This window comes from Bacteroidales bacterium (assembly GCA_014860585.1).
Classification (GTDB): Bacteria; Bacteroidota; Bacteroidia; order Bacteroidales; family 4484-276; genus RZYY01.
The window spans coordinates 22,940-29,982 of sequence record JACZJL010000035.1 but is presented as its reverse complement, the minus strand read 5'-3'; the positions used below and the strand labels follow the sequence as shown (position 1 = coordinate 29,982).

Sequence of the window (7,043 nt, the reverse complement as noted above, 5' to 3'; positions counted from 1 at the left end):
ATCTTTTTTATGTTTGCCGTTTTAAAAATTCTAAAAATTTACGGAATCATTATAAATCGTTGTAATTTAGCAGCGTGAAATGAAGAATTAAACAATAAAATTTTACAGTTATGAGAAAAAGATTACTATTCTTAATTTTGATTCAAATTGCTATAACTCTTCCCAATCTTTTGTTTTCTCAGGAAACGATCTATCACCGGGATGCAGCAACTACAGGGAATTGGCTTGATCCATCCAACCCTTGGTACAGGGTATGCGATGGCTGGTGGGTTGACAGGCCAGACAAAAATGTTTGTAATCAGTGGGATCCAATTGGACGAAATTACGTTTTCATCGGTCATAATAACAACCCGATGATGATGGTAAACGGGGCATGGTTTCAACTGAAAACCCTTACCCTTCAGGCGGGTGCTAGTGTTCCCAGGATTTTTAATGAGGCTGGAGGAGGAATAAGTCTCGATCAGGGTATTTATAACGATTCACCGGCATTGCATACGTTCAATGTTCCTATCGGTGTGGATGGACCAGTGGTTGAATTTCAGGCGCTTGGTGGAGGCCTGGTTTTTAATTCCACGATTTTCATCAACACGAATATTGCATCTTTTCTTTGTCTTCAGGATATCACAGTAAATGGGGTGATGGATGGAACAGGTGGTGTATTGAAACTCGGTCCCGGAACGCTAATCCTAAATGGTAATAATGACTACAATGGATTAACCATCTCTGAAGGAACACTTCAAATAGGAGATGGTGTGAACTTTCCCTCTTTTTTTTACTCAAATATCATAAACAACAGCAACTTGGTATTCAATACCCCCTCAAGTTATAGTGATGAATTTGCCTACGATATTGAAGGCACCGGTACCCTTATAAAAACAGGAGGTGGCAGCCTGTGGTTGTCAGGTACTAACACCTACACCGGAAACACCACCGTGCAGGAGGGAGAGCTTTGGCTTTACAGTGATCTGGCATCCGGAACTATTACGGTAAATTCTGGCGCCAAACTGGTGATCAAGGGAACTGAAGTTGAAGTAAATAACCTGGTCATTAACAGCGGCGGGGAACTTGTGATTGCTTACGAACAAAGCCTGACAATAAATGGTAACCTGACCAATAACGGAAATGTTTCTATTCAGAATCAGTCCTCGAGCGGTTCATCAGGTTCACTCATAGTAACAGGGACAATCACAGGTTCCGGCGCCCTTGATTATTATCTTACTATTGAATCTGCGCCTGAGTGGGGTACATGGAATTCAGGCTGGCATTTTCTCAGTTCGCCGGTTGCAAGCCAGGCCATTTCAGCTTTTGAAACATCAGGAGAAAACAACGATTATGACTTTTACGGCTACCATGAACCCACCCGGCAGTGGGTGAATTACAAGGAAGACCCTGAGGATGATCCCAAATTCAGCGTTTGGAACGGACCTAATTTTGTTGTTGGACGGGGATACCTTGTTTCCTATCAGCAAACGCAGTACAATCTGATATTTTCTGGAAGTATAAACAATGCAGATGTACCCATTTCCAATTTATCCTATACTTCGACACAAGGAAAAGGATGGCATTTACTGGGCAATCCTTTCCCCTCTGCAATTTATTGGAACGATGGAAACTGGGCTCTTTCTTCAGAAGTCGCTGGTAATGCAAAAATTTGGAATTCAGCGTTGATGAGTTACACCGATATCTCAGCAGATGGTGTTATACCGGCCGCTCAGGGCTTTTACGTTCAGGTGGATGATGCAACAAATAGCCTGACCATTCCAAAAGCATCCCGTACACACAGCACTGGCTGGTATAAATCTGGAGCGGAAGATGAAATCAGGCTGGTAGCCAAACCTGCCGACGGCAGTTCTGCACAACATTCCATCATCCGCATCAACCCTGAAGCAACCAACGACTTTGATTTTTACTGGGACTCAAGATTCCTGGCAGGGGGCGCACCAAAGTTTTTCAGCCAGGTGAATGGTGAAGAAGTTTCAACCAATACGCTGAAGGAAATACCTGCCGGATACGAAATTCCTTTCGAATTTGAATCCAACGGCCATACTGATTACACCATCGAACTTGCAGCAAACGATTTCAATGCTGTCCTTGTGCTGATTGATCTGAAAACAGGGATTGCTCATGACCTTTCTATCAATCCGGTATACACGTTCACTGCATCAGAGGGCGAAGCTCCAATTCGCTTCCTCCTCAAGTTCAGCGCAGTGGGAGTCAACGAAACGTCCCCTGGAAAGGAAGTCAATGCCTGGATTTATTACAACACACTCTATGTGAACAATGAAGCAGGTCCGGCGTTTGTTGAGGTGTTCGATCTGATGGGGCGCAGGGTTTACGGAACGCAACTCACAGGTTCCGGGCTGCAAAGCCTCACGCTAAATCAGCCTGCAGGTATTTACATCGTCAGGATCAATACCGGCAATGCCTCTCAAACCATAAAAGCAAATATTCAATAATAAAAGATACTGCAATGAAAATCAGAAACATGCTATTCAAAGTCCTGTCATTCCTGTTTTTTCTGGTACTGACAACTACGCTTACAGCCCAGGATCCGCCACCTCCTCCGGGAGGCCATGGGCTGGAAGGTAATCAGACACCTCCGGGAGGTGGAACCCCGGTTGGTTCCGGCCTCGTGATCCTGCTCACCCTTGGCGCTGCTTATGGCGGAAAGAAGGTTTATGAGATGAGAAAGAGAGCATAAGAGACCAGGGAGACGAAGAGAGCTTGGAAAAGAGGAGGTTGAGATTAAGGTTAAGGTTAAGATTAAGGTTAAGGTTATCCTACTCCACCTCAACCTCCACCTCAACCTCCACCTCAATCTTAACCTTCTGCAAGCCGCACCAGTGCATTTTTGGTGACTCGAAGGAACGCAGATACTTGATGTTTATAATTAGAGTATGGTGAGGATGTCATCTTTCCTGTAACCCATGCGAATGAAAAATTAGCTGACTGAAAATAAAGTGCAGGCGGTTGGGTTTTATTTCCAAAATTACCAGATTTAAAAATGATAGTTCAGATTGTTCTACTGATTGTAGGATTTGTCCTACTGATTTATGGTGCTGACTGGCTGGTCAGCGGTGCTTCTTCGCTGGCAAAAAAATACAATGTTTCTGACCTTGCGATAGGATTGACCATCGTCGCATTTGGTACTTCAGCCCCTGAATTGATTGTAAATATCTTCGCTTCGTCGCAGAGCCATTTTGATATCGTATTTGGGAATGTCATAGGCAGCAATAACTTTAACCTTTTTATCATACTTGGTATTGCAGGCCTAATCACTCCACTAACTGTACAGTCAAGCACGGTGTGGAAAGAAATCCCCATCTCACTGCTTGCCGTGATGCTGCTTTTCGCCTTGACAAATTTCGGGGTATTTGATGACGTCTGCATTTTATCGCGGATCGACGGAATAATCTTGTTGGTTATGTTTGGACTTTTTCTGTATTATGTTTACAAGCAGGTAAAAAAAGACCCCGAAAAACAGGATATCCATGTGAAGCAGTATTCGGCCATCAAAATTTGGGGACTGATCCTGGGGGGTCTGGCAGGACTGGTCATAGGTGGCAGGTTTGTGGTGATCAATGCTTCTCTTCTGGCTGAAGCTCTTGGCATGAGCGAGAAAATTATTGGCCTGACAATCGTAGCTGCAGGAACTTCACTGCCTGAACTGGCTACTTCTGTGGTTGCGGCTTTCAAAAAAAACAGCGACATTGCTGTAGGTAACATTATCGGCTCCAATATTTTCAACATATTTTTGATCATTGGTGTGAGTTCGCTGATTAATCCTCTCGCCTATAATAGCGCCTTTAATCTGGAAATCTTGCTTCTTACACTGGGTACGCTCATTTTATTTATCACCATGTTCACCGGTAAAAAGAAAAAGCTCGACAGGTGGGAAGCTGTGATTTTGTTGTTGATTTTTGTTTTCTACACCTACTACATCATCAGCAGGGAAGGATGATGGTTCGGGCGTCAAAACCAGAATGCAGCAAAGTGATAGCCTTGTACAGAGAGCAATCCTGGATCGTTCAACCAAGATAAATAATATGCATTACCTTTGGGCGGTATCTCAATCTGAACATTATGGTCTCAGTTATTCTACTGGTACTTTTTTATGTTTTTTCGCCACTGCTGATTCTTTACCTGAGTCAGCATGTAAAATGGATTGATAAAATTGGAGCCGTTGTAGTTGCATATATTGTGGGAATCATTGCAGGTAATCTTGGCATCATTCCCGAAAGCGGAGAACCGGCGCAGGAGTTAATCCCGATGATTACCATCCCCCTTGCCATTCCCCTGTTACTGTTCTCAACCAACCTGCGACAATGGTTTTCGCTGGCTGGAAAAACGGCTGTTTCGATGGTGCTTGCGGTTATTTCGGTGATCATGATGGTGATTGCAGGTTTTTTCATGTTCAAAAGTGACGAAATACCCGATTTCTGGAAAATAGGAGGTCTGTTGATTGGCGTTTACACGGGAGGCACACCCAACCTGGCTTCTCTAAAAATCATGCTCGATGTGGATGAAGAGGTTTACCTGCTCACACACTCCTACGATATGCTGCTTTCCGGCATCTACTTTCTATTCCTTATCAGCGCAGGTCAGCGCATTTTCCTGCTTTTTCTCCCCCCTTTCAGAAAAAAAATACTGCAGTCCCATGATACGGAATGGAATGAAAACAGCCATCCATATGAAGGAATCCTAAGAAGGGAGAAACTGTTGCCACTAATCAAGGCATTGGCACTTTCTGCAGGTATTTTCCTTATTGCCGGAGGAATTTCGATGTTTGTGCCTGAAAACAGTCAGATGATTGTGGTGATTCTGACGATCACCACATTAGGCTTAGCGGGATCGCTGCTTCAAAAAATAAATCAGATTGAAAAGACATTCGAGCTTGGCATGTACTTCATTCTTATTTTTAGTGTGGTAGTCGCTTCAATGGTTAACATTTCGGATCTTGCCGGAAGTGCAGTTGTTGTTTTCCCATACCTGGCACTTGTCATTTTCGGTTCGCTGCTGCTTCATGTTATTTTTGCCCGCCTGTTCCATATCGACACCGACACAGTGATTGTAACTTCCACTGCATTAATCTGCAGCCCGCCTTTTGTCCCGGTTGTTGCCGGGGCTTTGAAAAACAGGGAGATTGTCGTTTCGGGGCTTACTGTTGGAATAGTTGGTTATGCCATCGGGAATTACCTCGGATTGCTGATAGCCCAGATGCTGAAACTGTGGGCATAAAAAAAGCCACCTGAAGTGAATCCTCAGATGGCTTTTGTTTTCTTCAAAAAAAGGAATTATCTTACAACTGCAATTTTGCGTGTGATAGTCTGGTTTCCTGATTTCATACTGAGGAAATAAACTCCACTATCCAGCCCGGTTACATTCAGGTTCAAAGTGTTTGAACCTGAATTGTAGTGACCGTTTGCCGGTTCCATTACTTTTTTGCCGGTACTGTTGTAAAGTTCTACTGTAACATTCCCTGCCTGCTTCAGGTTAAAGTGAATGGTCGATGTATTTACAACCGGATTTGGGAAAATTTCAAAGGAGTTGTCTTCAATGGCGGTTTCATCCAGTCCAACACTGGAATCAACGGAAAATTCGGTGGCTTCTTTATATCCGAAAGCAGCGCCGTTGCCAATGGTCTTTAGTGTTCCATCCACAAACGATCTGAGCGTGTAATAAGTGGCAAGCCCGTTACCACCTGCATCATGCATTATAAAACGGTGGCATCCGATAGCGCCTGTGTAATAAATGGTGTCTCTGAGGAATTGGTTTGGCTGTGTATAAGGACCACCGCTGTCAATAACATCACCATTGCCGTCAAACACTTCCCATGTGGTTTCGCCGGGATTGTTATCGGTGCTCATGATCAGAATCAGGTAAGTGGAAACAACTTCAGGATAAACAGCCTCGAAACCATGGTGGTCGTTATCCGGGTTTTCGTCTGCACCATTATTGGGATCGGAGATATATACATTGATTTCGTTAAAATCCAGCAAATCAAAAGAAAATTCCGGAATTTCGATATGGGCCTTGTCCGTAAAAGCCAATGCCCCTGTCCAGTGATGGGTAAAAACAACGGCCCCATTAATTTCAAAGTTGATATTCAGCGAGGTAAGCACTTCGGCGCCTTTATTTTTGATTACAACTTCAGGCTCGAGCAAACCGGAACACATCTCATCAGGAATGTTCATTACGCTAAACAACTCAGCATCTAAAGTGTATTCAGGGGTGTTCATCGTCACACTTTTCGTTTGCAGGACTTCTTTTCCTGTGTTGTTCTGCACAAAAGCAACCAGGTCACAGTTTTCTTTTTGCCATGCTGTGTTCATTGTAAAAGGCAGCGTAAGGGTAACCGTGTTACTGCTTGAGAAATCAAGCGGAGAGCCGGTTTGGGTTGGGATGATATCCCTTGTTACCCAGTTGAGGTCGGTCATACCCATCCAGGAATAAGGAATATTAGATTCGGTAAGAAAAAGCTGAAGAACGATATTGGTGTAGGTTGTGGTAACCACTTTTTCAACTATAACTGTCGCTTCGTAGTTATTTCCGCCAACATTTTCGTAACTCAGCGAAATTGTGAACGGGCTGGTAACACCGATTCTCTGGTTATACAATGGCAGATACGCAGTGTAGTTGGATTGTCCGGCGCCACCTCCGCCAACCTGTTGAAGCACGCCGTCGACCTTGGTAGTAGGATAACTTGAAACACCATAATACTGAGCTCTTGCGTTGGTTTCAGCAGTATAAAACTGGGGAATGCTGAAAGACGAAGTGTGAATAGCAACGGGGGCAATATCCTTGCCCGCGGCAATCATGTCCTTGATACCATTTGCAGCAGCAGGGCAGTAAGGGCAGTTTACACCGGTAAAAACTTCGAAAAGGACCTTTTCACGGGCAACCTGGGCATTCAAAAACAGCCCGGCTACCATTAAACTCATCAGCAAAATTGTAATTTTTTTCATTGCGATTAAGAATTAGTTATTGATTAAGAATATAAAGTTCAATTAGGTGACAAAAGTAAATATTTACATTTATTGATA

At 43.7% G+C, this 7,043-nt stretch carries 5 protein-coding genes; 4 read left to right on the top strand and 1 reads right to left on the bottom strand.

Annotated elements, in window-relative coordinates; translation table 11 throughout:
- The first annotated feature begins 110 nt into the window (after nucleotides 1-110).
- The 4 genes from IH598_04515 (at nucleotide 111) to IH598_04500 (ending at nucleotide 5,238) form a co-directional block, all read left to right on the top strand.
- A complete protein-coding gene (locus IH598_04515; protein ID MBE0637761.1) occupies nucleotides 111-2,456 on the top strand; it encodes an autotransporter-associated beta strand repeat-containing protein in 2,346 nt (781 codons plus the stop codon).
- A gap of 14 nt (nucleotides 2,457-2,470) precedes the next feature.
- Nucleotides 2,471-2,701, top strand: coding sequence for a hypothetical protein (locus IH598_04510; GenBank protein ID MBE0637760.1), 231 nt, complete (start codon nucleotides 2,471-2,473; stop codon nucleotides 2,699-2,701).
- A 303-nt stretch (nucleotides 2,702-3,004) separates the two neighbouring features.
- Nucleotides 3,005-3,961, top strand: coding sequence for a calcium/sodium antiporter (locus tag IH598_04505; GenBank protein MBE0637759.1), 957 nt, complete (start codon nucleotides 3,005-3,007; stop codon nucleotides 3,959-3,961).
- 122 nt (nucleotides 3,962-4,083) lie between these two features.
- Nucleotides 4,084-5,238: a DUF819 family protein gene (locus IH598_04500; GenBank protein ID MBE0637758.1), complete on the top strand. Its 1,155-nt coding sequence runs from the start codon at nucleotides 4,084-4,086 to the stop codon at nucleotides 5,236-5,238.
- A 56-nt stretch (nucleotides 5,239-5,294) separates the two neighbouring features.
- Here IH598_04500 and IH598_04495 read toward each other — a convergent pair whose 3' ends face one another.
- A complete protein-coding gene (locus IH598_04495; GenBank protein MBE0637757.1) occupies nucleotides 5,295-6,965 on the bottom strand; it encodes a T9SS type A sorting domain-containing protein in 1,671 nt (556 codons plus the stop codon).
- Nucleotides 6,966-7,043: the final 78 nt, after the last annotated feature.